Source organism: Pseudomonas congelans (assembly GCF_900103225.1).
Lineage (GTDB): Bacteria > Pseudomonadota > Gammaproteobacteria > Pseudomonadales > Pseudomonadaceae > Aquipseudomonas > Aquipseudomonas congelans.
On the sequence record NZ_FNJH01000005.1, the window covers coordinates 260,281 to 281,427 of the forward strand.

General features: G+C 58.7%; 24 protein-coding genes. 11 read left to right on the forward strand and 13 right to left on the reverse strand.

From position 1 onward, the window contains the following. Positions 1-136 precede the first annotated feature (136 nt). The 3 genes from cysN to BLR20_RS18490 all read right to left on the reverse strand — a co-directional run bounded on the left by cysN (position 137) and on the right by BLR20_RS18490 (position 3,875). Positions 137-2,035, reverse strand: a complete 1,899-nt coding sequence (cysN, locus tag BLR20_RS18480; RefSeq protein ID WP_054992567.1) for a sulfate adenylyltransferase subunit CysN — start codon at positions 2,033-2,035, stop codon at positions 137-139. Between the two features lie 10 nt (positions 2,036-2,045). Then, positions 2,046-2,963: a sulfate adenylyltransferase subunit CysD gene (cysD, locus tag BLR20_RS18485; protein ID WP_003313577.1), complete on the reverse strand. Its 918-nt coding sequence runs from the start codon at positions 2,961-2,963 to the stop codon at positions 2,046-2,048. Between the two features lie 153 nt (positions 2,964-3,116). Then, complete coding sequence (locus BLR20_RS18490; protein ID WP_054992568.1) at positions 3,117-3,875, reverse strand: Nif3-like dinuclear metal center hexameric protein; 759 nt, start codon at positions 3,873-3,875, stop codon at positions 3,117-3,119. A 111-nt stretch (positions 3,876-3,986) separates the two neighbouring features. Here BLR20_RS18490 and algW point away from each other — a divergent pair, with 111 nt between their 5' ends. Continuing rightward, complete coding sequence (gene algW, locus BLR20_RS18495; RefSeq protein ID WP_002555073.1) at positions 3,987-5,147, forward strand: Do family serine endopeptidase AlgW; 1,161 nt, start codon at positions 3,987-3,989, stop codon at positions 5,145-5,147. A gap of 652 nt (positions 5,148-5,799) precedes the next feature. Here algW and hisC read toward each other — a convergent pair. From hisC to BLR20_RS18550, 10 genes are all read right to left on the reverse strand, one after another. Continuing rightward, on the reverse strand, positions 5,800-6,852 hold the full coding sequence (gene hisC, locus BLR20_RS18500) for a histidinol-phosphate transaminase (RefSeq protein WP_032615173.1): 1,053 nt from the start codon (positions 6,850-6,852) through the stop codon (positions 5,800-5,802). Then, positions 6,852-8,198, reverse strand: a complete 1,347-nt coding sequence (hisD, locus tag BLR20_RS18505; RefSeq protein ID WP_010427501.1) for a histidinol dehydrogenase — start codon at positions 8,196-8,198, stop codon at positions 6,852-6,854. Before hisD ends, hisC begins: the two co-directional genes overlap by 1 nt. Positions 8,199-8,321: 123 nt before the next feature. Beyond that, entirely contained in the window at positions 8,322-8,957 is a 636-nt protein-coding gene (gene hisG, locus BLR20_RS18510; RefSeq protein WP_002555077.1) for an ATP phosphoribosyltransferase, read from the reverse strand. A gap of 154 nt (positions 8,958-9,111) precedes the next feature. Next, positions 9,112-10,377 carry a UDP-N-acetylglucosamine 1-carboxyvinyltransferase gene (gene murA / locus BLR20_RS18520; RefSeq protein ID WP_002555078.1) on the reverse strand — a complete coding sequence of 422 codons (1,266 nt, stop codon included), beginning with the start codon at positions 10,375-10,377 and terminating at the stop codon, positions 9,112-9,114. A 22-nt stretch (positions 10,378-10,399) separates the two neighbouring features. Further along, positions 10,400-10,639, reverse strand: coding sequence for a BolA family protein (locus BLR20_RS18525; protein ID WP_005889065.1), 240 nt, complete (start codon positions 10,637-10,639; stop codon positions 10,400-10,402). 115 nt (positions 10,640-10,754) lie between these two features. Next, complete coding sequence (locus BLR20_RS18530; RefSeq protein ID WP_010427507.1) at positions 10,755-11,060, reverse strand: STAS domain-containing protein; 306 nt, start codon at positions 11,058-11,060, stop codon at positions 10,755-10,757. Further along, positions 11,057-11,707 carry an MlaC/ttg2D family ABC transporter substrate-binding protein gene (locus BLR20_RS18535; protein ID WP_054992569.1) on the reverse strand — a complete coding sequence of 217 codons (651 nt, stop codon included), beginning with the start codon at positions 11,705-11,707 and terminating at the stop codon, positions 11,057-11,059. Before BLR20_RS18535 ends, BLR20_RS18530 begins: the two co-directional genes overlap by 4 nt. Before the next feature lie 10 nt (positions 11,708-11,717). Further along, complete coding sequence (mlaD, locus tag BLR20_RS18540; RefSeq protein ID WP_003313587.1) at positions 11,718-12,185, reverse strand: outer membrane lipid asymmetry maintenance protein MlaD; 468 nt, start codon at positions 12,183-12,185, stop codon at positions 11,718-11,720. Continuing rightward, positions 12,185-12,982 (reverse strand): lipid asymmetry maintenance ABC transporter permease subunit MlaE, encoded by a 798-nt coding sequence (mlaE, locus tag BLR20_RS18545; protein ID WP_010427511.1) that lies wholly within the window; start codon positions 12,980-12,982, stop codon positions 12,185-12,187. Before mlaE ends, mlaD begins: the two co-directional genes overlap by 1 nt. Next, positions 12,982-13,791 (reverse strand): ATP-binding cassette domain-containing protein, encoded by an 810-nt coding sequence (locus BLR20_RS18550; RefSeq protein WP_003313589.1) that lies wholly within the window; start codon positions 13,789-13,791, stop codon positions 12,982-12,984. The genes mlaE and BLR20_RS18550 overlap by 1 nt, the downstream gene beginning before the upstream one ends. A 304-nt stretch (positions 13,792-14,095) precedes the next feature. Between BLR20_RS18550 and BLR20_RS18555 the strand changes: the two genes are divergently transcribed. From BLR20_RS18555 to BLR20_RS18600, 10 genes are all read left to right on the forward strand, one after another. Then, positions 14,096-15,070, forward strand: a complete 975-nt coding sequence (locus tag BLR20_RS18555; RefSeq protein ID WP_032615168.1) for a KpsF/GutQ family sugar-phosphate isomerase — start codon at positions 14,096-14,098, stop codon at positions 15,068-15,070. Beyond that, the gene (locus tag BLR20_RS18560) at positions 15,070-15,609 is read left to right on the forward strand and encodes a KdsC family phosphatase (RefSeq protein ID WP_010427514.1); all 540 of its coding nucleotides are present in this window, start codon (positions 15,070-15,072) and stop codon (positions 15,607-15,609) included. Before BLR20_RS18555 ends, BLR20_RS18560 begins: the two co-directional genes overlap by 1 nt. An 8-nt stretch (positions 15,610-15,617) precedes the next feature. Continuing rightward, positions 15,618-16,190 (forward strand): LPS export ABC transporter periplasmic protein LptC, encoded by a 573-nt coding sequence (gene lptC / locus BLR20_RS18565; RefSeq protein WP_010427516.1) that lies wholly within the window; start codon positions 15,618-15,620, stop codon positions 16,188-16,190. Continuing rightward, the gene (gene lptA, locus BLR20_RS18570) at positions 16,177-16,725 is read left to right on the forward strand and encodes a lipopolysaccharide transport periplasmic protein LptA (protein ID WP_002555088.1); all 549 of its coding nucleotides are present in this window, start codon (positions 16,177-16,179) and stop codon (positions 16,723-16,725) included. Before lptC ends, lptA begins: the two co-directional genes overlap by 14 nt. After that, the gene (gene lptB / locus BLR20_RS18575; protein WP_002555089.1) at positions 16,726-17,451 is read left to right on the forward strand and encodes an LPS export ABC transporter ATP-binding protein; all 726 of its coding nucleotides are present in this window, start codon (positions 16,726-16,728) and stop codon (positions 17,449-17,451) included. A 182-nt stretch (positions 17,452-17,633) separates the two neighbouring features. Then, positions 17,634-19,127, forward strand: coding sequence for an RNA polymerase factor sigma-54 (locus BLR20_RS18580; protein WP_032615165.1), 1,494 nt, complete (start codon positions 17,634-17,636; stop codon positions 19,125-19,127). A gap of 75 nt (positions 19,128-19,202) precedes the next feature. Beyond that, positions 19,203-19,511 carry a ribosome hibernation-promoting factor, HPF/YfiA family gene (gene hpf, locus BLR20_RS18585; protein ID WP_002555091.1) on the forward strand — a complete coding sequence of 103 codons (309 nt, stop codon included), beginning with the start codon at positions 19,203-19,205 and terminating at the stop codon, positions 19,509-19,511. 11 nt (positions 19,512-19,522) lie between these two features. After that, on the forward strand, positions 19,523-19,987 hold the full coding sequence (gene ptsN / locus BLR20_RS18590; protein WP_054992570.1) for a PTS IIA-like nitrogen regulatory protein PtsN: 465 nt from the start codon (positions 19,523-19,525) through the stop codon (positions 19,985-19,987). A gap of 2 nt (positions 19,988-19,989) precedes the next feature. Then, the gene (gene rapZ, locus BLR20_RS18595; RefSeq protein WP_054992571.1) at positions 19,990-20,847 is read left to right on the forward strand and encodes an RNase adapter RapZ; all 858 of its coding nucleotides are present in this window, start codon (positions 19,990-19,992) and stop codon (positions 20,845-20,847) included. A gap of 15 nt (positions 20,848-20,862) precedes the next feature. Next, on the forward strand, positions 20,863-21,135 hold the full coding sequence (locus BLR20_RS18600; RefSeq protein WP_003313599.1) for an HPr family phosphocarrier protein: 273 nt from the start codon (positions 20,863-20,865) through the stop codon (positions 21,133-21,135). The last annotated feature ends 12 nt before the right edge of the window (positions 21,136-21,147 follow it).

Sequence of the window (21,147 nt, forward strand, 5' to 3'; positions counted from 1 at the left end):
TTCGCAGTCACACAAAAAGCCCGCTGCAGAGATTGTCTGCGGCGGGCTTTTTTGTGGCCTACCCCTTCGCGAGCAAGCTCGCTAAGAGGCTAGTGCAGGCGCTGAAAACCATTGGTCTTTCACACCTGCATGCGTATCAGATCGCGCCGCGGCTGCGCAGCAGGTCCAGCACCTGCCTGACGCTTTCTTCGACGTTGAGTGTCTGCGTGTCGATCACCAGATCGGCATTCAGCGGCACGTCATACGGGAAGGACTCGCCAGGAATATTGTCGCCATCAGCGGCGTACAGGCCCTGAGGATCACGCTCGCGGCAGATCGCTGGCGATGCCTGCACATAGACGGTGAGCAGACGATCCTTGCCGATCAGCGCCTTGGCGCGCTCACGCCCTTCGGCATCCGGCGCAACGAACGCCGCCAGAGTCAGCAGGCCAGCTTCGTTGAACTGACGCGCTACATGAGCGGCACGGCTCCAGTTCTCGTTACGACCGGAACGATCCTGGGGCAAGCCCTTGTTCAGGTCATGACGTAGGTTCTGACCGTCCAGTACATAGACCGCACGGCCCATGTCGAACAGCTTGCGCTCGACGGCATAGGCCAGCGTGCTCTTGCCCGCACCGGAAAGGCCGCTGAACAATACGGTGGCCGGTTGCTGGCCGAAGCGCTGCGCGCGCTCCTCAGTGGAGACGTGAGCCTGCTCGCCATGGTGCTGCGAGCCACCACCTGATACCGGCTTGGCGATGATCATGCCCGCAGCAACGGTGCCATTGGTCAAACGATCGATGACGATGAACGAGCCAGTGGTGCGGTTGCTGCTGTAGCCGTCCAGCGCGATGGGCGCATCGAGGCTGACCTTGACGCGACCGATCTCGTTCAACTGCAACGAACTGGCAGGGCCTTCCTCCAGCGTGTTCACATCGACCCGATGGGTGATGCTGGCAATGGAGCCCGGCACATAGCTGGTGGCGCGCTTGATGTCGTATTTCTTGCCCGGCAGCATCGGCTCTTCGGCCATCCACACCAGCATGGCATCGAACGCATCGCTGACCTGCGGAACGTTGTCGGCATGCACCAGCAAGTCACCACGGGAAATGTCGATCTCGTCTTCCATGGTCAGCGTCACCGCCTGACCCGGCCCCGCCTGCTCCAGCTCGCCTTCAAAAGTGACGATGGACTTCACACGGCTGCTCTTGCCCGACGGCAGCACGACGATCTCGTCGCCCTTGTGCACGATGCCGCTGGCCAGCGTACCGGCGAAGCCGCGGAAGTTCAGGTTCGGACGGTTGACGTACTGCACCGGGAAACGCAGGTCCGCATAGTTGCGGTCGCTGGCGATTTCGACGGTCTCAAGAATTTCCATCAGCGACTGGCCGGTGTACCAAGGCGAACGCTCGCTCTTGTTCACCACGTTGTCGCCCTTGAGCGCCGACATCGGAACAAAAGCCATGGTGGTCGGCTTGAACGCGATGCCGTCGGCGAACTTCAGGTAATCGGCCTTGATCGACTCGAAAACGCTTTCATCGAAGCCGTTAAGGTCCATCTTGTTGATGGCGACAACGATATGCTTGATGCCCAGCAGCGAGGCGATATAGCTGTGACGGCGGGTCTGGGTCTGCACACCATATCGCGCGTCCACCAGAATGATCGCCAGGTCACAGGTCGACGCACCGGTGGCCATGTTGCGGGTGTACTGCTCGTGGCCCGGGGTGTCGGCAATGATGAACTTGCGCTTGGCCGTGGAGAAATAGCGATAGGCGACATCGATGGTGATGCCCTGCTCCCGCTCGGCCTGCAAACCATCTACCAGCAACGCCAGATCGACATCATCGCCGGTGGTGCCGGACTTCTTCGAATCACGCGTGATGGCTTCCAGGTGATCTTCGTAGATCATCTTGGAGTCGTGCAGCAAACGCCCGATCAGCGTGCTCTTGCCATCATCGACGTTGCCACAGGTAAGAAAGCGCAGCATTTCCTTGCGTTCGTGCTGGCCCAGATAGGCGAGGATGTCCTCGCTGATCAAATCGGATTGATGCGACATGTGACACCCCTTAGAAATAACCCTGACGTTTCTTTTCTTCCATCGAGCCAGCGCCGTCGTGGTCAATGACCCGGCCCTGGCGCTCGGAAGTTCGCGTCAGCAACATTTCCTGAATGATGTCGGTCAGGCTGGTCGCTTCGGACTCGACAGCACCGGTCAGCGGGTAGCAGCCCAGGGTACGGAAACGGACCTTTTTCTTGACGATGCGCGACTTCTCTTCATCGGTGAGATGCTCGAGGATGCGCTCGTCGTCGATCATGATCAGCGTGCCGTTTTTCTCGATAACGTCGCGCTCGGCGGCAAAATACAGCGGCACGATCGGGATGCCTTCAAGGTAGATGTACTGCCAGATGTCCAGCTCGGTCCAGTTGGAGAGCGGGAACACGCGGATCGACTCGCCTTTGTTGACGTTGCCGTTGTAAACGTTCCACAGCTCGGGACGCTGGTTTTTCGGGTCCCAGCGGTGCTTGCTGTCGCGGAACGAGTAGACGCGTTCCTTGGCCCGGGACTTTTCTTCGTCGCGTCGGGCTCCGCCAAAGGCGGCGTCGAAACCATGCTTGTCGAGCGCCTGCTTCAGGCCCTCGGTCTTCATGATGTCGGTGTGTTTCGCACTGCCGTGGGTGAACGGATTGATGCCCTGCGCCACGCCATCGGGGTTGATGTGGGTGATCAGGTCCAGGCCCATTTCCTCGACCATCTGGTCGCGAAAGCGATACATCTCCTGGAATTTCCAGCGGGTATCGACGTGCATGACCGGGAATGGCAGTTTACCGGGGAAGAATGCCTTGCGCGCCAGGTGCAGCATCACGGCCGAATCCTTGCCGATCGAGTACAGCATTACCGGGTTATCGAACTCGGCGGCGACCTCGCGGATGATGTGGATGCTTTCCGCCTCCAGCTGTTTCAGATGCGTCAGTTTGTCAACCATGGCTACTCACGGATTGCGTTCGTTATGGACCGGGAAACCCCGGGGCGGCCAGCGGGCCGTATTCGAGCCGCGCACTTTAACATGCGTGATATCGCTAATCAGCGACGCAACTAGATCGAAACGATCTATGCATATGCCCTGCTGTTTGATCGTTCAGATCGGGTTCGGGCAGTCTATAAAGATATGCTCGAGGGCAAACCGTCGCGCCAGATAATCGCCCAGCGCCTGAACCCCATAGCGCTCGGTGGCATGATGACCGGCGGCAATGAAGCTGATGTCATTCTCTCGTGCGCTGTGGAACGTCTGCTCCGATGCTTCGCCACTGAGGAACAGATCGACGCCTTCCAGCACCGCCTGATCAATGTAGTTCTGACCGCCACCGGTGCACCAGCCGACACGGCGAATCATCTGGCTGCCTTCGATGAGCAATGGCTCACGACCCAGCGCATCCTGCACGCGACGGGCGAAATCCCGCGCAGTCATGGGCTCGGACAGCGAGCCGATCAACCCGATCACACGCGAATTCTCAGGGTCCAGAGGGCCTTCGACCGTGATGTCCAGTTGACGCGCCAGTTGTACGTTGTTGCCCACCTCGGGATGTACATCCAGCGGCAGGTGATAGGCCAGCAGGCTGATGTCATGCTTGAGCAAGGTTTTCAGGCGACGCTGTTTCATGCCGACGACACACGGGTTTTCGCCCTTCCAGAAATAACCGTGGTGGACCAGAACCAGATCAGCCTGAGCGTCGACAGCCGCGTCCAGCAGGGCCTGGCTGGCCGTCACGCCACTGACGATGCGCATGACTTGTGGCCGCCCTTCGACCTGCAGGCCATTGGGGCAGTAATCCTGAATCCGGGCACTGTTCAGATAGCGGTCGGCTTCTTCGACCAGGGTGCTCAGGGCAACAGCCATAAAAGACTCCTAAATATGCAGTTCAGAGCTGCGTTGTACTCGTATAATGCCCGCCATTATGGCGCACCCGTGGCAAAACTTTCTGCGCCCGCAACCATCAGGACTTGTTAAATGTTCAAGGCACTGCGTTTTTTCGGCTGGCCGTTGCTGGCTGGCGTGCTTATCGCCATGCTGATTATTCAGCGCTATCCGCAGTGGGTCGGTCTGCCGAGCCTGGATGTCAATCTGCAACAGGCTCCACAGACCACCAATGTCATGCAAGGTCCGTCTTCCTATGCCGACGCGGTGATTGCCGCAGCGCCCGCGGTGGTCAACCTCTACACCACCAAGATGGTCAACAAGGGCAATAACCCGCTTTTCGAAGATCCGCAGTTCCGACGCTTCTTCGGCGACAACACGCCCAAGCAGAAGCGCATGGAATCGAGCTTGGGTTCTGGCGTCATGATGAGCCCCGAAGGCTACATACTGACCAACAACCATGTCACCACCGGCGCGGACCAGATCGTGGTAGCGCTCAAAGACGGTCGCGAAACCATTGCCCGGGTCATCGGCAATGACCCGGAAACCGACCTGGCGGTGCTTAAGATCGACCTGAAAAACCTGCCGGCGATTACCATCGCGCGCTCTGACAGCATCCGCATTGGCGACGTGGCGCTGGCGATCGGCAACCCGTTCGGGGTCGGCCAGACCGTGACCATGGGGATCATCAGTGCCACCGGGCGCAATCAGTTGGGCCTCAACACCTATGAAGACTTCATTCAGACCGATGCGGCCATCAACCCGGGTAACTCGGGCGGCGCACTGGTGGACGCCAGCGGCAACCTGATCGGTATCAATACCGCGATCTTCTCCAAGTCCGGCGGCTCCCAGGGCATCGGCTTCGCCATTCCGACCAAACTGGCGATGGATGTCATGAAGTCGATCATCGAGCACGGTCAGGTCATTCGTGGCTGGCTGGGCATCGAAGTTCAACCCCTGACCCAGGAACTGGCCGAATCCTTCGGGCTGAAGGATCGTCCGGGTATCGTCGTGGCGGGCATCTTCCGCGACGGACCGGCGCAAAAAGCCGGACTGCAACTGGGTGACGTGATCCTGAGCATCAATGGCGAACCTGCCGGCGACGGCCGCCGCTCGATGAATCAGGTGGCGCGCACCAAACCCAAGGACAAGATTGCTATCGACGTGATGCGCAACGGCAAGGAAATGCGCCTGAGCGCAGAAGTCGGCCTGCGCCCACCGCCCGCCCCGACCCCCGCCGCAGCGCCGGAGTGATGCGCCAGTACCTGAAAGTACGGTACGGCGCAGATCTTTGACGCAGAGCATCACGAAAGGCGCTTCCACCACGTTCAGGCATCTGCCCGAAGGGCGTGGGAGCGAGCTTGCTCGCGAAGACGGTGTTTCGGTCGATGCATTTTCGGCGCCTGTACAGCCCCTTTCGCGAGCAAGCTCGCTCCCACAGGGATCACACCCACCTTGTCCATGCTCCGCGCTCATCGCTCTGAACGCCCGGAGTAAAGGGCATCCAGGCTTCTGTCCGAAGGGGCGTGGGAGCGAGCTTGCTAGCGAAGACGGTGTTTCGGTCGATGCATTTTCGGTACCTGTACAGCCCCTTTCGCGAGCAAGCTCGCTCCCACAGGGACCACACCATCTTGCCCATGCTCCGCGCTCATCGTTCTGACCCGCCCGGAATAAGGGCGCTCAGGCTTCTGCCCGAAGGGCGTGGGAGCGAGCTTGCTCGCGAAGGCGGTGTTTCAATCGAGGCATCTTTGGCGCGTGTACAGCCCCTTTCGCGAGCAAGCTCGCTCCCACGAGACTTGCGTATGACGATGAGTCTGCCGCGTGGGCATGCCCTTATGGACGCCTTGCGCCCGATCTAGAGTCGTAGCGCAGGGCCAGCCCGTTTTCGGGCTGACCAATCCGCTTCTCAGATGTCGCCAAGGCCTTCCAGCAACGCCTGATGCTGCTCTGGCGTGCCGATGCTGATGCGCAGGAACTGGGCGATTCGCTGCTGCTTGAAGTGGCGAACGATGACGCCCTGCTCGCGCAATTTGGCGGCCAGTGCTGCGGCATCGTGTTGCGGGTGGCGGGCGAAGATGAAGTTGGCTGCCGATGGCAGTACCTCAAAACCTTTGCCCTGCAACTGCTCGATCAGCGCCTCGCGGCTTTCGATGACCTTGTTACGGGTCTTCTCGAAGTGCTCGCGGTCCTCGAAAGCGGCCGCCCCGCCCACATTGGCCATGCGGTCCAGCGGATAGGAGTTGAAGCTGTTCTTGACCCGCTCCAGCGCCTCGATCAGGTCAGGATGCCCCACTGCCAGACCGACGCGCAGCCCGGCCAGCGAGCGCGACTTGGACAGGGTCTGGGTGACCAGCAGGTTCGGGTAACGGTCGATCAGCGTAATCGCTGTCTCGCCACCAAAGTCGATATAGGCTTCATCGACGACCACCACCGAATCCGGGCTGGCCTTGATGATCTGCTCGACCTTGTCCAGACCGAGCAGGCAACCGGTCGGCGCATTCGGGTTGGGGAAAATGATCCCGGCATTCGGCCTGGCGTAGTCTTCGGCACGAATCTGGAACTGCTCGTCCAGCGGGACCGTTTCGTAATCGATGCCATACAGACCGCAATACACCGGATAAAAGCTGTAGCTGATGTCCGGAAACAGCAACGGTGCCTCGTGGCGGAACAGGCCGTTGAAGATGTGCGCGAGTACCTCGTCCGAGCCATTGCCCAGAAACACCTGATTGGGCTGCACCTTGTAGTAATCGGCGACAGCGTGCTTGAGCAGATCACTGTTGGGATCCGGGTACAGACGCAAATCGTCGGTCAGCGCAGCACGCATGGCGTCGATGGCCTTTGGCGAAGGGCCATACGGGTTTTCATTGGTATTGAGCTTGACCAGTCGGGTCAGCTTCGGCTGTTCGCCCGGCACATAGGGCACCAGATCGCTGACAAAAGGGCTCCAGAATTTGCTCATTATTTGCCGTCCTCTGTGTTGCCTGCTTTCCAGTCAGGGTCAGTGATTCGATATTCGGCACTGCGCGCGTGACCGCTCAGGGATTCGCCACGAGCCAGCACGGACGCTGTCTTGCCCAGCTCGGACGCACCTTGCGGCGAGCAATAGATGATCGACGAGCGCTTCTGGAAATCGTAGACGCCCAGCGGCGAGGAGAAACGCGCCGTTCCGGAGGTCGGCAGCACATGGTTGGGACCCGCGCAGTAGTCGCCCAGCGCCTCGGAAGTGTGACGCCCCATGAAAATCGCCCCCGCATGACGGATCTGCGGCAACCAGGCTTCCGGATCGGCGACCGACAGTTCGAGGTGCTCGGGCGCGATGCGATTGGCGACTTCGATGGCCTGGGCCATGTCAGCCACCTTTATCAGGGCGCCGCGACCGTTGATCGACGTTTCGACGATCGCTGCCCGCTCCATGGTCGGCAACAGACGGGTGATGCTGGCCGCGACCTTGTCGAGAAATTCGGCATCCGGACTGACCAGAATGGCCTGGGCATCTTCGTCGTGCTCGGCCTGGGAGAACAAGTCCATGGCGATCCAGTCAGGATCGGTCTGGCCGTCACACACCACCAGAATCTCGGAAGGACCGGCGATCATGTCGATCCCCACCTGACCGAACACGTGACGCTTGGCGGTCGCCACATAAATATTGCCAGGACCGACCACCTTGTCGACTTTCGGCACGCTTTCGGTACCGTAAGCCAGCGCCGCAACGGCCTGTGCCCCGCCGATGGTGAACACCCGGTCGACCCCTGCAATGCAGGCAGCGGCCAGCACCAGCTCGTTGATTTCACCACGCGGCGTCGGCACGACCATGACCACTTCGGTCACGCCTGCCACCTTGGCCGGTATGGCATTCATCAGTACCGAGGACGGGTAGGAAGCCTTGCCGCCCGGCACGTACAGGCCTGCACGGTCCAGCGGCGTGACCTTCTGGCCCAGCACCGTACCGTCGGCCTCGGTGTAGCTCCAGGAATCCTGCTTCTGCTTTTCGTGATAGCTGCGCACACGATCGGCGGCCTTTTCCAAGGCTTCGCGCTGAACCGGAGTAATGCGCGTCAACGCCAGTTCCAGACGCTCGCGAGGCAGGATCAGGTCGGCCATCGAGGCGACCTGCAGGCCGTCGAACTTCTGGGTGAACTCGACCAGCGCCGCGTCGCCACGCTCACGCACCGCCTTGATGATGTCGAGCACACGCTGGTTGACCGAGTCGTCAGACACACTTTCCCAGCTCAGCAGATGATCCAGATGTCGTGCGAAATCCGGGTCAGCAGCGTCGAGTCGGCGAATTGCAGTGGGCGTGGTCATAGCGGGGCCTCAATAATTGGCGGATGCTCAGGAGCCTAAAGCTACCAAGCTATCCGCGCAGGCACCTGAGAAATTTGGCTATGACACGGATAGCTGGACGCAACTCAACGTTGCGTGAATGGGTCAGCTGCGGTGTCGCGACTCCACTGCCTTGCGCAGGGTGTCGATGAGGGCCTGGATACGTGCGTGCTGCATCTTCATGGAGGCCTTGTTGACCACCAGACGCGAGCTGATGGTTGCGATCAGTTCCTGGGGCTCGAGGCCGTTGGCGCGCAAGGTATTACCGGTGTCGACCACGTCGATGATCTTGTCTGCCAGGCCAATCAGCGGCGCCAGCTCCATGGAGCCGTACAACTTGATGATATCGACCTGGCGGCCCTGCTCGGCGTAGTAACGCTTGGCAACGTTGACGAACTTGGTCGCCACGCGCAGACGGCCCTTGGGCTCGACCGCACCGATAGCGCCCGCCGTCATCAGCTTGCATTTGGCAATCTGCAGGTCGAGCGGCTCATACAGACCCTGACCGGTGTATTCCATCAACACATCCTTGCCCGCGACACCCAGATCGGCGGCACCATGCTCGACATAGGTCGGCACATCGGTGGCACGCACGATCAGCAGGCGCACATCGGCCTGAGTCGTGGGGATGATGAGCTTGCGGCTCTTGTCCGGATTCTCGGTCGGCACGATGCCCGCTTCAGCGAGAAGCGGCAGAGTGTCGTCAAGAATACGGCCCTTGGACAGTGCGATGGTCAACATGGGAAACGTAAGTCCTTATCAGGAAACTTTTGTCACGACGCAAGCGGCGCATGACAACCCTCAGGCCTGTCGACCTGAAGTGAAACGAATCAGAAATCACACCCGCGACAGAAACAGGCGGCCCCGATGCCAACGGCATCAGGGCCGCGTGCTGCTAGCCCGGAACGCGGCGGATCTTGGCACCCAGCATTTGCAGCTTCTCTTCGATGCACTCGTAACCACGGTCTATGTGGTAGATGCGGTCGATCAGCGTGTCGCCCTGGGCAACCAGCGCCGAGATCACCAGACTGGCCGATGCACGCAGGTCGGTTGCCATGACTGGCGCGCCCTTGAGCACTTCGGTGCCGGTAACAATGGCGGTGTTGCCTTCGACCTGTATCTGAGCGCCCATGCGGTGCATTTCATACACGTGCATGAAGCGGTTTTCGAAGATGGTCTCGATGACCGCCCCCGTGCCTTCGGCAATCGCGTTGAGCGAAATGAACTGCGCCTGCATGTCGGTCGGGAACGCCGGATAAGGCGCGGTACGCACATTGACGGCCTTCGGACGCTTGCCGTGCATGTTCAGCTCGATCCAGTCTTCACCGGTCGTGACTTCGGCACCCGCTTCCTGAAGCTTGAGCAGCACAGCCTCAAGGATGGTCGGATCGGTGTCCTTGACCTTGACGCGACCGCCGGTAACGGCAGCGGCCACCAGGTAAGTGCCGGTCTCGATACGGTCAGGCATGACCTTGTAAGTGGCCGGGCCCAGACGCTTGACGCCATCGATGGTGATGGTGTCGGTACCTGCACCGTGAATCTTGGCACCCATTGCGATCAGGAAGTTGGCCAGATCGACAACCTCGGGCTCGCGCGCGGCGTTCTGCAGCACGCTGCGACCGTTGGCGAGGCTGGCCGCCATCATGATGTTTTCAGTACCGGTCACGCTCACGGTATCGAAGAAGAAGTTGGCACCGCGCAAGCCACCCTCGGGTGCCTTGGCCTTGATGTAACCGCCTTCGACATCGATGATCGCGCCCATGGCTTCAAGGCCACGGATGTGCAGGTCGACCGGACGCGAACCGATGGCACAACCACCTGGCAGAGCCACTTCGGCCTCGCCAAAGCGAGCGACCATCGGGCCCAGCACCAGAATCGACGCACGCATGGTTTTCACCAGTTCGTACGGGGCGACCAGAGTCTTGATGGTGCGCGGGTCGATTTCGACACTGAGCTTTTCGTCGATCACAGGCTCGATGCCCATGCGGCCGAACAGCTCGATCATGGTCGTGATGTCGTGCAGGTGCGGCAGGTTCTGAACGGTAACGGGTCCGTCCGCCAGCAAGGTGGCGGCAAGGATCGGCAGGGCAGAGTTCTTTGCCCCGGAAATGCGAATTTCGCCATCAAGACGAACGCCGCCGGTAATAATCAATTTATCCATTAGAGTCTCGACACCAATTGGCTCAGGTACGCTCGGCCCATGCAGCGCGGCTGAAAAATTTCATGGTCACCGCGTGGATGCTGCCATCGGCAATCCAGGGGTTCAGATGGGTATAAATCTGTTGCTGACGTTTGACAGGGCTCAGGCCGGCCAACTCGTCGCTGATGATGTTCAGCTGGAAGTTGCAGCCTTCGCCTTCGACTTCCACTTTGATTTCCGGCAGCTTTCCTTCAAGGAAGCTTTTAACTTCTACGGCCTGCATGCTTAACCTCGATCGGCGCTGTACGCGCGCGGGTCTGGCATCATACAAAAAAAGCCCATGTTATGCGAAGCCTGACAAGCAGGTCCCGGATAAAGGGCTTTTTCGATAGTGCCTTTCAGTGGGCGTCCAGCAGCTCGGTCAAACCTGATACGCGGGCTATCTGGCGCATGTCTTCGGGGAGCGAGCGGACTGTCATCGACTTGCCTGCATCCCGGGCATCGCGCATGAACGCCAGCAACAAGGCCAGGCCAACGCTGCTGGACTTCTCGACACCCGAGCAGTCAAGCGTGAGATCTGCCAGATCACCGGACTTGATCAGTGCCGCACCCTGCTTGCGCAATTGCGGCCCTGTGCGGTAATCCAGCACACCGATCAGCCGGAGCTCACCCGGCCCGACAAGGCGGACGGCAGATTCGGTCATTGCACCGGCTTCTGCGTGGCATCAACGGTCGATTTGGTCTTGGCCACTTCGCCAGCCCAGTTGTTGATGGTGGTATCCAGGTTGTTGCTGTTGCGCTGCATGGCATCGGCGAACTGATCACGGAACAGCTTGCCGATATTGATGCCGTTGATGACAACGTTACGCACTTTCCACTCGCCGTTCAGCTTGACCAGCGTGTAAGAGACCGGATAGACCGCACCGTTGTTGCCCTTGACCTGCATGTCCACGCTGGTGCGGTCATCGCCTTCGTCCTTGGCAGGTGCGACGGTGATCCCCTGGTTGTTGAATTCCAGTAAGGCATTGCCATAGAACTGCATCAGGCTGCGCTTGAAGTTTTCCTCGAAACGCTTCACCTGTTCAGGGCTCGCTTTGCGGGAGTACTTCACGGTCATGATGCTTTTGGAAATGCCATCGGCATCCACGACAGGACCGACAATGCGGTTCAGTGCATCATAGAACGCGCTTGGATTGGCTTTGTACTGCTCGCGATTGGTCGCCAGGTCACTCAACAGTTCCTTGGTAGTGCGCTCCACCAGGTCATGAGCCGACGGGGTCGCCGCAGCATTCGCCAGCATTGGCAGAGTGGCCAGCAATACCAGCAGGCCACGGCGCAGAATAGAGATCATTTGAAGCTCCTCACTTGGCGTCTTTACTAACAGTATTGAGCAGGAATTTTCCGATCAGGTCTTCCAGCACCAGCGACGACTGCGTGTCATGGATAGTCCCGCCATCCTTGAGCAACTTGTCATCACCGCCGACGCTGAGACCAATGTATTTTTCACCCAGCAGACCGGCAGTCAGAATCGACGCAGTCGAGTCCGAAGGCAGGTTATCGACCTTCTTCTGAATCTCCAGCGTGACGCGACCGGTGAAGGTATCGCGATCCAGATCGATCGCCGTCACTTTGCCGATCGTAACGCCAGCCATGCTTACCTTGGCTCTGACAGTCAAACCGGCAATATTGTCGAAGTAGGCATAAAGTTTATAGGTATCGGTGCTCGCGCTTGTGCTCAGACCACTGACTCGCAGGGCCAGCAGGAGCAGAGCCAGTATCCCCGCCAGCAGGAACAGACCGACTCCGGTTTCGATGGCACGGTTTTGCATCAGAAATCTCCAAACATCAAAGCGGTCAAAATAAAGTCCAGTCCCAGCACGGCCAACGAGGCGTATACGACGGTTCTGGTCGTCGCGCGACTGATCCCCTCGGAAGTAGGATCGCAATCGTAACCCTGGAAAACGGCAATCCATGTCACCACGAATGCAAATACGACGCTTTTGATCACCCCATTGAGCACATCGTTCGTGAAAGAAACGCTGTTCTGCATGTTCGACCAGAAAGAACCGTCATAGACTCCCAGCCAATCGATCGCTACCCAGGAAGCGCCCCAGATACCGACCACGCTGAAAATCATTGCCAGAATCGGCAACGAAATGAACCCGGCCCACAGACGCGGCGCAACAATGTACTTGAGCGGGTCGACGCCGATCATTTCAAGGCTCGACAGCTGCTCGGTGGATTTCATGTTGCCGATCTCGGCGGTCAATGCAGACCCTGCACGACCGGCGAACAGCAAGGCAGTCACCACAGGACCGAGTTCACGCAGCAGGGTCAGGGCAACCATCTGGCCGACCGCCTGCTCCGAACCGTATTTGGTCAGAATACTGAAGCCCTGCAGCGCCAGCACCATACCGATGAACATGCCGGACACCACAATGATGACCAGCGACATGACACCCACCGAATACAGCTGCCTGACCAGCAGTTGAAAACTGCTACCCGCACCGCCGCGACCGAGCAGGGCGTGAACCAGAAACAGACCGGAACGCCCCAGGACAGTAACAATATCAATGGCCGAGCGCCCCAGCAGGCGGACCCGGTCCATCAGTGACTTATTGCGCATCAGCGCTTCCCCAATAGATCTTCGCGAAAATCCGGCGCCGGATAGTGGAACGGTACAGGGCCGTCAGGCTCGCCGGTCATGAATTGACGAATACGTGGATTGTCCGAGGACATCAGTTCCTGAGGCGTACCCTGCCCAAGCACCTGCCCGTCGCCGACAACATATAGATAGTCGGCAATGCTCGCAGTCTCGCTGAGGTCATGGGACACCACGATACTGGTGATACCCAACGCATCGTTGAGCAGCCGGATCAGACGCACCAGTACCCCCATCGCAATCGGGTCCTGCCCGACAAAGGGCTCGTCGTACATGAGAATCTGCGGATCGAGAGCGATGGCACGCGCCAGCGCGACACGACGCTTCATGCCGCCCGACAATTCGTCCGGCATCAGTTCCACCGCGCCGCGCAGACCTACGGCCTGAAGCTTGAGCAGAACGATGTCGCGGATCATTTCTTCCGGCAGCTCGGTGTGCACGCGCAGTGGAAAGGCGACGTTTTCGAAAACATCCAGATCGGTAAACAGCGCGCCGCTCTGAAACAAAACGCCCATCTGCTTGCGGGCATCGAACAGATCACTGCGCGACAGCTCCGGCAGATTCTGGCCGTTGACCCACACCTGCCCTTCGCTCGGGCGCAACTGGGCACCCATCAGGCGCAGCAGGGTGGTCTTGCCGCACCCTGACGGCCCCATGATCCCGGTGACCTTGCCGCGCGGAATACGAATATCAACGTTATTGAAAATGCTGCGCGCACCGCGTTTGAAAGACACACCTTTCAACTCGACCGCATAGGCGTCATCAGGACTCATCTAAACTCCTTGCGATACAGCTTCCGCCTCGAGCCGCCGATTTTTGAACACCGGCAGGCTGCCCAGGCGGGCCGAACAGGCCGCGAACTATATCACCGCAACCACCCGCCCCCAAGAAGAGAACCAAGCGGTTCAGGTATTCGCTGAATTATTCTGCACCACAATGTCATGGCCACAGGCTTGAATACAGACCTGCAAGTGCGTAGGAAATTCGTTTAAAAACAACACAACGACGATCAGACGTGAGGGAATCGTTCATTACCGCTATAATCGCCGCCTTTCAGCAGGCTGACCCTTTCCAGACATGAACCAATCCAGTGACCTGATCCAATCGGCGCAACGCACCATTCGCCTTGAGATAGAAGCCATACAAGGCTTGCTTGAACGTCTTGACGGCGACTTCGTGCGCGCGTGCGAAATGATCCTCGCCAGCAAAGGGCGTGTGGTTGTGGTCGGCATGGGCAAGTCCGGACACATCGGCAACAAGATCGCTGCCACGCTGGCGAGCACCGGCACCACCTCGTTTTTCGTGCATCCGGCCGAAGCCAGCCACGGCGACATGGGCATGATCACCCGTGATGACATCATCCTGGCCCTGTCGAACTCCGGCAGCACCAACGAAATCGTCACCCTGCTGCCACTGATCAAGCGCCTGGGCATAAAGATGATCAGCCTGACCGGCGATCCGGAGTCCATTCTGGCCAAGGCTGCCGACATCAACCTCAACGCCCATGTGGTGCATGAGGCCTGCCCGCTCAACCTGGCACCGACATCATCGACGACCGCCGCACTGGTCATGGGCGACGCCCTTGCCGTGGCGCTGCTCGACGCACGCGGTTTCACCGCCGAAGATTTTGCATTCTCCCACCCGGGTGGCGCCTTGGGTCGCCGCCTGCTGCTCAAGGTCGAGAATGTCATGCACTCCGGCGAATCACTGCCCAGCGTGCAACGCGGCACCCTGCTGCGCGACGCCCTGCTTGAAATGACTCGTAAAGGTTTGGGCATGACCGCCATCGTCGAAGCCGACGGCACACTGGCCGGCATCTTCACGGACGGTGACTTGCGCCGGACACTGGACCGCCCTGTCGATATCCGCCAGACCATCATCGACGAGGTCATGACGCTGCATGGCAAGACCGCCAATGCCGAGATGCTCGCCGCCGAGGCGCTGAAAATCATGGAGGACAACAAAATCAGTGCGCTTGTTGTCGTAGACCAGAACGACCGCCCGGTTGGCGCATTCAACCTGCAGGATCTCCTGCGCGCAGGCGTCATGTAATGGAAAACGAAATAATGAACCAGGATCTCATGCAACGCGGCAAGGCCATCAAGCTGGCGGTCTTCGACGTCGATGGCGTGCTGACCGATGGCCGCCTTTACTTCATGGAAGATGGCAGCGAGATCAAGACATTCAATACCCTCGACGGCCAAGGCATAAAAATGCTGATAGCTTCGGGCGTCATCACAGCGATCATCAGTGGCCGCAAGACCGCGATAGTCGAGCGCCGAGCGAAAAGCCTGGGCATTGAACACCTGTTCCAGGGACGTGAAGACAAGCTGGTGGTGCTGGACAAGTTGCTTGCAGAACTCAATCTGAGTTACGAACAGGTCGCCTATCTGGGTGATGATCTGCCAGACTTGCCCGTCATCAGACGCGTCGGCCTGGGCATGGCAGTGGCCAATGCGGCCGGCTTTGTACGCGAGCATGCACACGGGATAACCAGGGCGCGAGGCGGCGAAGGCGCGGCGCGCGAATTCTGCGAACTGATTCTGAGTGCGCAAGGCAACCTTGAAGCGGCTCACTCCGCCTATTTATAGAAGCCATTATGTTCACTAAAAAAATTCGCAAGTTCCTGCTTCTCGGGGTACTGGCGCTGCTGCTGGCAGCGGTCGGCTACTGGAACATCAGCCCTGAAAGCTTTATGGATCAACCGGTCTCGACGGTCGACGACACGGTCATCGACTACTATGCAATCAACGCCCACAGCGTTCAGTACCTGCCCGACGGCAAACTTCAGTACGACATGACCTCCGACAAGGTTGAGCATGTGAAAGCCACTGACGTGACCCTGTTGACCACGCCCGACCTGCATATGTACCGCGGCGGCGAGTTTCCCTGGCACGTGCAGAGCAAGAAAGGCGAGGTTTCGTCCGGCGGCGACCAGGTCGAGCTGATCGATTCGGTTCGCGTCGAACGTACCGATGAAAAACAACGTACGACTATTATCACCAGTAGTCGCATGACCGTATTCCCTCAGAAGCAATATGCGCAGACCGACCAAGACGTTAGAATCGACGGCGCGGGCGGTGTGACCACGGCCAAGGGAATGAAAGCGTATTTGAAAGACAGCAGGATGGACCTGCTGTCCAACGTAAGAGGACAGTATGAGGCTCGTTAAAACTCTTCCTTTATTGCTCGGCCTGGGCGCAGCACTGGGAAGCGCGAGCGCCTGGTCCCTGCCAACCGACCGAGATCAGCCTATCCACATCCAGTCTGACGATGCTCAGCTCGATGACAAGAAAGGCGTGGCGACTTACAAGGGCAATGTCATCATCACTCAGGGTTCGATGAAAATCACGGGCAACACCGTGACGATTACTCGTAATGCCCAGGGCGAAGTCGATGTATTTACCTCCGTCGGCAATCTGGCCTACTACGAGCAGAAGCCTGCCGTGGACAAACCGATCGTGCAGGCCTATGCCGTCACCATCCAGTATTACGCCGGACAGGACCGTATCGTCCTGATCGACAAGGCCAAGGTCATCAATGACGGCAACACCTCGGAAGGCGAGAAAATCGTCTACGACACGGTCAGACAGGTCGTCAGCGCCGGTCGTGCCAATGGCGGTGCCAAGGTGACCACACCACGTCCGCGTATCGACATGGTCATCCAGCCGAAAAAGAAAACCGATCAACCTCAGAAGGCCCAGTAAATGGCGACGCTCAAAGCCCAGCATCTGGCTAAAAGCTACAAAAGCCGGCAGGTCGTGCGCGATGTGAGCATCTCCATCGACAGCGGCCAGATCGTCGGCCTGCTGGGCCCGAACGGCGCCGGCAAAACCACCTGCTTCTACATGATCGTCGGCCTGGTCCAGGCCGATCAGGGTCGCGTGCTGATTGACGATCTGGATGTCAGCCACCAACCCATGCACGGTCGCGCCCGTGCGGGTATCGGCTACCTGCCTCAGGAAGCCTCGATCTTCCGCAAGCTGTCGGTATCCGACAACATCATGGCGATTCTCGAGACCCGCAAGGAGCTCGATGCCGGCGCACGCCGCAAGGAGCTGGAAAGCCTCCTGCAGGAGTTCCACATCACCCATATCCGGGACAACCTGGGCATGAGCCTGTCGGGTGGTGAACGTCGCCGCGTGGAGATCGCTCGCGCCCTGGCCACCGCGCCGAAATTCATCCTGCTGGATGAACCGTTCGCAGGTGTCGACCCTATTTCGGTAGGTGACATCAAGCAGATCATTCACCACCTCAAGGCCAAGGGTATCGGTGTACTGATCACCGACCACAACGTCCGGGAAACGCTGGATATCTGCGAAACGGCCTACATCGTCAACGATGGGCAGCTGATTGCGGAAGGCGACTCAGAGACCATTCTGGCGAACCAGTTGGTGAAAGAAGTCTATCTCGGCCACGAGTTCCGCCTTTAATCGACTGCCCTTTGCGCTTCGCAGCCGATTGATGCCTACGCAGTGTATTGACAACATTTTATTTGTCATATCACTCTAGGCAAACGCACAGGTTTCAGGCATATAATTTGCTTAAGTTGGCGCCACGGCGCCTGTAGTAGATGGCGCATGCGCGCCGGCGAATAAGGTGTTTAGCCCCTGCCATGAAACCATCGCTAGTCTTGAGAATGGGCCAGCAGCTGACGATGACACCGCAGCTGCAACAGGCAATCCGCTTACTTCAGCTTTCAACTCTGGATCTCCAGCAGGAGATCCAGGAAGCGCTGGAGTCAAACCCTATGCTTGAGCGGCAGGAAGAAGGCGACGACTTCGACAACTCCGACCCGCTTGCCGACAACATCGAACAAAAGCCCAACCCCGACGTTCAGGAACCGACCTATCAGGAATCCGCGCCTACCGTGGACAACCTTGAAGAAGGCGAATGGAACGAACGCATTCCCAACGAGCTGCCCGTCGATACCGCATGGGAAGACATCTACCAGACCAGCGCCAGCAGCCTGCCAAGCAATGATGACGACGAGTGGGACTTCACCACACGCACTTCTGCCGGCGAAAGCCTGCAAAGTCACCTGCTGTGGCAACTGAATGTTGCGCCGATGTCCGACAAGGACCGCCTGGTGGCGGTCACGCTGATCGACTGCATCAACAACCAGGGCTACCTCGACGAGACGCTTGAGGAGATTCTCGAGTCGTTCGACCCCGAACTGGACATCGAACTCGACGAGATTGAAGCCGTACTGCACCGCATCCAGCAGTTTGAACCTGCCGGCATCGGCGCACGCAACCTGAGCGAATGCCTGCTGCTGCAACTGCGCCAGCTGCCAGCGAAGACGCCTTGGCTGACAGAAGCACAACGTCTGGTCAGCGACTACATCGATCTGCTTGGAAGCCGCGACTACGGCCAGCTGATGCGACGCATGAAGCTCAAGGAAGACGAGCTGCGCCAGGTCATCGAACTGGTCCAGAGCCTCAACCCGCGTCCAGGCTCGCAGATCGAATCCACCGAAGCCGAATACGTCATTCCGGACGTGATCGTGCGCAAGGACAACGAACGCTGGCTGGTCGAGCTCAATCAGGAATCAGTACCGCGCCTGCGCGTCAACCCGCAATACGCGGGCTTCGTGCGGCGCGCCGACACCAGCGCGGACAACACCTTCATGCGCAATCAGTTGCAGGAAGCGCGCTGGTTCATCAAGAGCCTGCAAAGCCGCAACGAAACACTGATGAAGGTCGCCACGCAAATCGTCGAACATCAGCGCGGTTTTCTCGAGTACGGCGACGAGGCCATGAAGCCGCTCGTCCTGCACGACATTGCCGAGGCAGTGGGCATGCACGAGTCGACCATCTCGCGCGTAACCACCCAGAAATTCATGCACACCCCACGCGGCATTTACGAGCTGAAATACTTCTTCTCAAGCCATGTGAGCACCTCCGAGGGCGGTGAATGCTCGTCCACGGCAATCCGTGCAATCATCAAAAAACTGGTTGCGGCGGAAAATCAGAAAAAGCCGTTGAGTGATAGCAAGATCGCTGGTTTACTGGAGGCACAAGGCATTCAAGTAGCCCGTCGCACAGTCGCCAAGTACCGTGAGTCTCTCGGGATCGCCCCTTCCAGTGAGCGTAAGCGACTGATGTGATGCAGGCCGAGCCACAGCGTTCCAGTGGCAGGCGCCATGCCTGCCTCTTTATGCACTGGCAAAGGAGAAAGCTGTATGCAAGTCAACATCAGTGGACACCAACTGGAAGTGACCAAACCCCTTCGTGAATACGTTGAGCTCAAGCTCAAGAAGCTCGAGGGGCATTTTGACAAGATTACCAACGTGCAGGTCACGATGACGGTCGAAAAGCTCAAGCAGAAGATCGAAGCCACGTTGCACATCCATGGTGGAGAGGTCGTTGCCAATGCTGAACATGATGACATGTACGCTGCCATCGACCTGCTCACTGACAAGCTAGACAGACAATTGCTCAAGCATAAGGAAAAGCAGCAAAGCATCCTCAAAGGTGCGGCCGCTCGCTAACGCCCATTTAAATGATCCGATTTGAAAATATCCTGACCCCCGGCCGTTCACTCGTGAACATGCCGGGCGGCAGCAAGAAACGTGTACTTGAACAGATTGCCAACCTGATCGGCCGCGAAGTGCCGGGAATGGAATCGGGCACTGTGTTCGAAAGCCTGATTGCCCGTGAAAAACTGGGATCGACCGGTTTCGGCAACGGCATCGCCATTCCTCACTGCCGCCTGGCCTCCTGTGGCGAGCCTGTCAGTGCCGTGATTCACCTTGATGCCCCGGTAGATTTTGACGCCATCGACGGCGCGCCCGTAGACTTGCTGTTTGTCTTGCTGGTCCCGCAGAAGGCGACCGACGATCACCTGGAGCTGCTTAGCCAGATTGCCGGAATGCTCGACAAGGCCGACGTGCGCAAGAGCCTGCGCAACGCGGCAAGCGATGAAGCTCTGTATAACGTGGTGCTGGACGCACAAAAAGGTCTTTGACAATGCGCATGATCATCGTCAGCGGCCGCTCCGGTTCGGGCAAAAGCACCGCGCTGGATGTACTGGAAGACAACGGCTTCTATTGTGTCGACAACCTTCCTGCCGGTCTGCTGCCGGAACTGGCCGAACGCGCACTGATCAACACCGAACTCGCCGAACCCTTGCTGGCGGTTTCGATAGATGCCCGCAACCTGCCAAGCCATCTGACCCGTTTTCCGCAGATGCTCGATGAAGTGCGCTCACGCAATATCCAGTGCGACGTGCTGTATCTGGATGCCGACGAAGCCACCCTGCTCAAACGCTTCTCGGAAACCCGACGTCGCCACCCCTTGAGCACGGCAGATCGCTCGCTGGCCGAGGCGATACGCGACGAGACTACATTGCTGGGCCCGATCATCGATCTGGCCGACCTGAAGATCAACACCACCCACCTGAACCTCTATCAGTTGCGCGACGCGCTCAAGCTTCGTCTGCTGAACAAGCCCGAGCCAGGCACTGCGTTTCTGATCGAGTCGTTTGGTTTCAAGCGCGGCATGCCCATTGATGCAGACCTGGTATTCGATGTGCGCTGCCTGCCCAATCCGTACTGGAAGCCGGAACTGCGCGACCACTCTGGGCTCGAACAACCCGTTATCGACTACCTGTCGGTGCAGCCTGATGTCGAAGAAATGTTTCAGGACATCTTCGCTTACCTGAACAAATGGCTACCCCGGTTTGCAGCCAGTAACCGTTCTTACGTTACCATTGCCATCGGCTGCACGGGTGGACACCACCGTTCGGTCTACCTGACCGAGCGGCTTGGTCAGGTCTTGCAACAATCACTCAAGAACGTTCAGGTTCGCCACCGCGACCTCAGCTGAAGGATTTTCACTGCGATGCCCGCTCGTCAAATCACCATCATCAACAAACTGGGCCTGCATGCCCGCGCTGCCGCCAAATTCGTGGGCGTCGCAGGCAAGTTCCCCTGCAAGATCAGGGTCGGCCGCACGCCCGAGAGCATGGTCGACGGCAAAAGCATCATGGCTGTGATGATGCTCGCTGCCGGCAAGGGCACCGAGATCCACCTGCACACCGAGGGCGAATTCGAACAGGAAGCGCTCGATGGCCTGGTCGAGCTGATCGACAACCGGTTTGACGAGGGCGAATAAGCCCTCGGACAA

Bases quoted from the DNA above. Each gene is read 5' to 3' on its own strand.
- lptA (WP_002555088.1), top strand. From the start codon at position 16,177: ATGAGGCTCGTTAAAACTCTTCCTTTATTGCTCGGCCTGGGCGCAGCA.
- BLR20_RS18490 (WP_054992568.1), bottom strand. From the start codon at position 3,875: ATGGCTGTTGCCCTGAGCACCCTGGTCGAAGAAGCCGACCGCTATCTG.
- cysD (WP_003313577.1), bottom strand. From the start codon at position 2,963: ATGGTTGACAAACTGACGCATCTGAAACAGCTGGAGGCGGAAAGCATC.
- cysN (WP_054992567.1), bottom strand. From the start codon at position 2,035: ATGTCGCATCAATCCGATTTGATCAGCGAGGACATCCTCGCCTATCTG.
- BLR20_RS18600 (WP_003313599.1), top strand. From the start codon at position 20,863: ATGCCCGCTCGTCAAATCACCATCATCAACAAACTGGGCCTGCATGCC.
- lptC (WP_010427516.1), top strand. From the start codon at position 15,618: ATGTTCACTAAAAAAATTCGCAAGTTCCTGCTTCTCGGGGTACTGGCG.
- hisD (WP_010427501.1), bottom strand. From the start codon at position 8,198: ATGACCACGCCCACTGCAATTCGCCGACTCGACGCTGCTGACCCGGAT.
- rapZ (WP_054992571.1), top strand. From the start codon at position 19,990: ATGCGCATGATCATCGTCAGCGGCCGCTCCGGTTCGGGCAAAAGCACC.
- BLR20_RS18530 (WP_010427507.1), bottom strand. From the start codon at position 11,060: ATGACCGAATCTGCCGTCCGCCTTGTCGGGCCGGGTGAGCTCCGGCTG.
- BLR20_RS18535 (WP_054992569.1), bottom strand. From the start codon at position 11,707: ATGATCTCTATTCTGCGCCGTGGCCTGCTGGTATTGCTGGCCACTCTG.
- BLR20_RS18580 (WP_032615165.1), top strand. From the start codon at position 17,634: ATGAAACCATCGCTAGTCTTGAGAATGGGCCAGCAGCTGACGATGACA.
- hisC (WP_032615173.1), bottom strand. From the start codon at position 6,852: ATGAGCAAATTCTGGAGCCCTTTTGTCAGCGATCTGGTGCCCTATGTG.
- hisG (WP_002555077.1), bottom strand. From the start codon at position 8,957: ATGTTGACCATCGCACTGTCCAAGGGCCGTATTCTTGACGACACTCTG.
- BLR20_RS18550 (WP_003313589.1), bottom strand. From the start codon at position 13,791: ATGAGTCCTGATGACGCCTATGCGGTCGAGTTGAAAGGTGTGTCTTTC.
- BLR20_RS18525 (WP_005889065.1), bottom strand. From the start codon at position 10,639: ATGCAGGCCGTAGAAGTTAAAAGCTTCCTTGAAGGAAAGCTGCCGGAA.
- algW (WP_002555073.1), top strand. From the start codon at position 3,987: ATGTTCAAGGCACTGCGTTTTTTCGGCTGGCCGTTGCTGGCTGGCGTG.
- mlaD (WP_003313587.1), bottom strand. From the start codon at position 12,185: ATGCAAAACCGTGCCATCGAAACCGGAGTCGGTCTGTTCCTGCTGGCG.
- BLR20_RS18560 (WP_010427514.1), top strand. From the start codon at position 15,070: ATGGAAAACGAAATAATGAACCAGGATCTCATGCAACGCGGCAAGGCC.
- hpf (WP_002555091.1), top strand. From the start codon at position 19,203: ATGCAAGTCAACATCAGTGGACACCAACTGGAAGTGACCAAACCCCTT.
- mlaE (WP_010427511.1), bottom strand. From the start codon at position 12,982: ATGCGCAATAAGTCACTGATGGACCGGGTCCGCCTGCTGGGGCGCTCG.
- ptsN (WP_054992570.1), top strand. From the start codon at position 19,523: ATGATCCGATTTGAAAATATCCTGACCCCCGGCCGTTCACTCGTGAAC.
- murA (WP_002555078.1), bottom strand. From the start codon at position 10,377: ATGGATAAATTGATTATTACCGGCGGCGTTCGTCTTGATGGCGAAATT.
- lptB (WP_002555089.1), top strand. From the start codon at position 16,726: ATGGCGACGCTCAAAGCCCAGCATCTGGCTAAAAGCTACAAAAGCCGG.
- BLR20_RS18555 (WP_032615168.1), top strand. From the start codon at position 14,096: ATGAACCAATCCAGTGACCTGATCCAATCGGCGCAACGCACCATTCGC.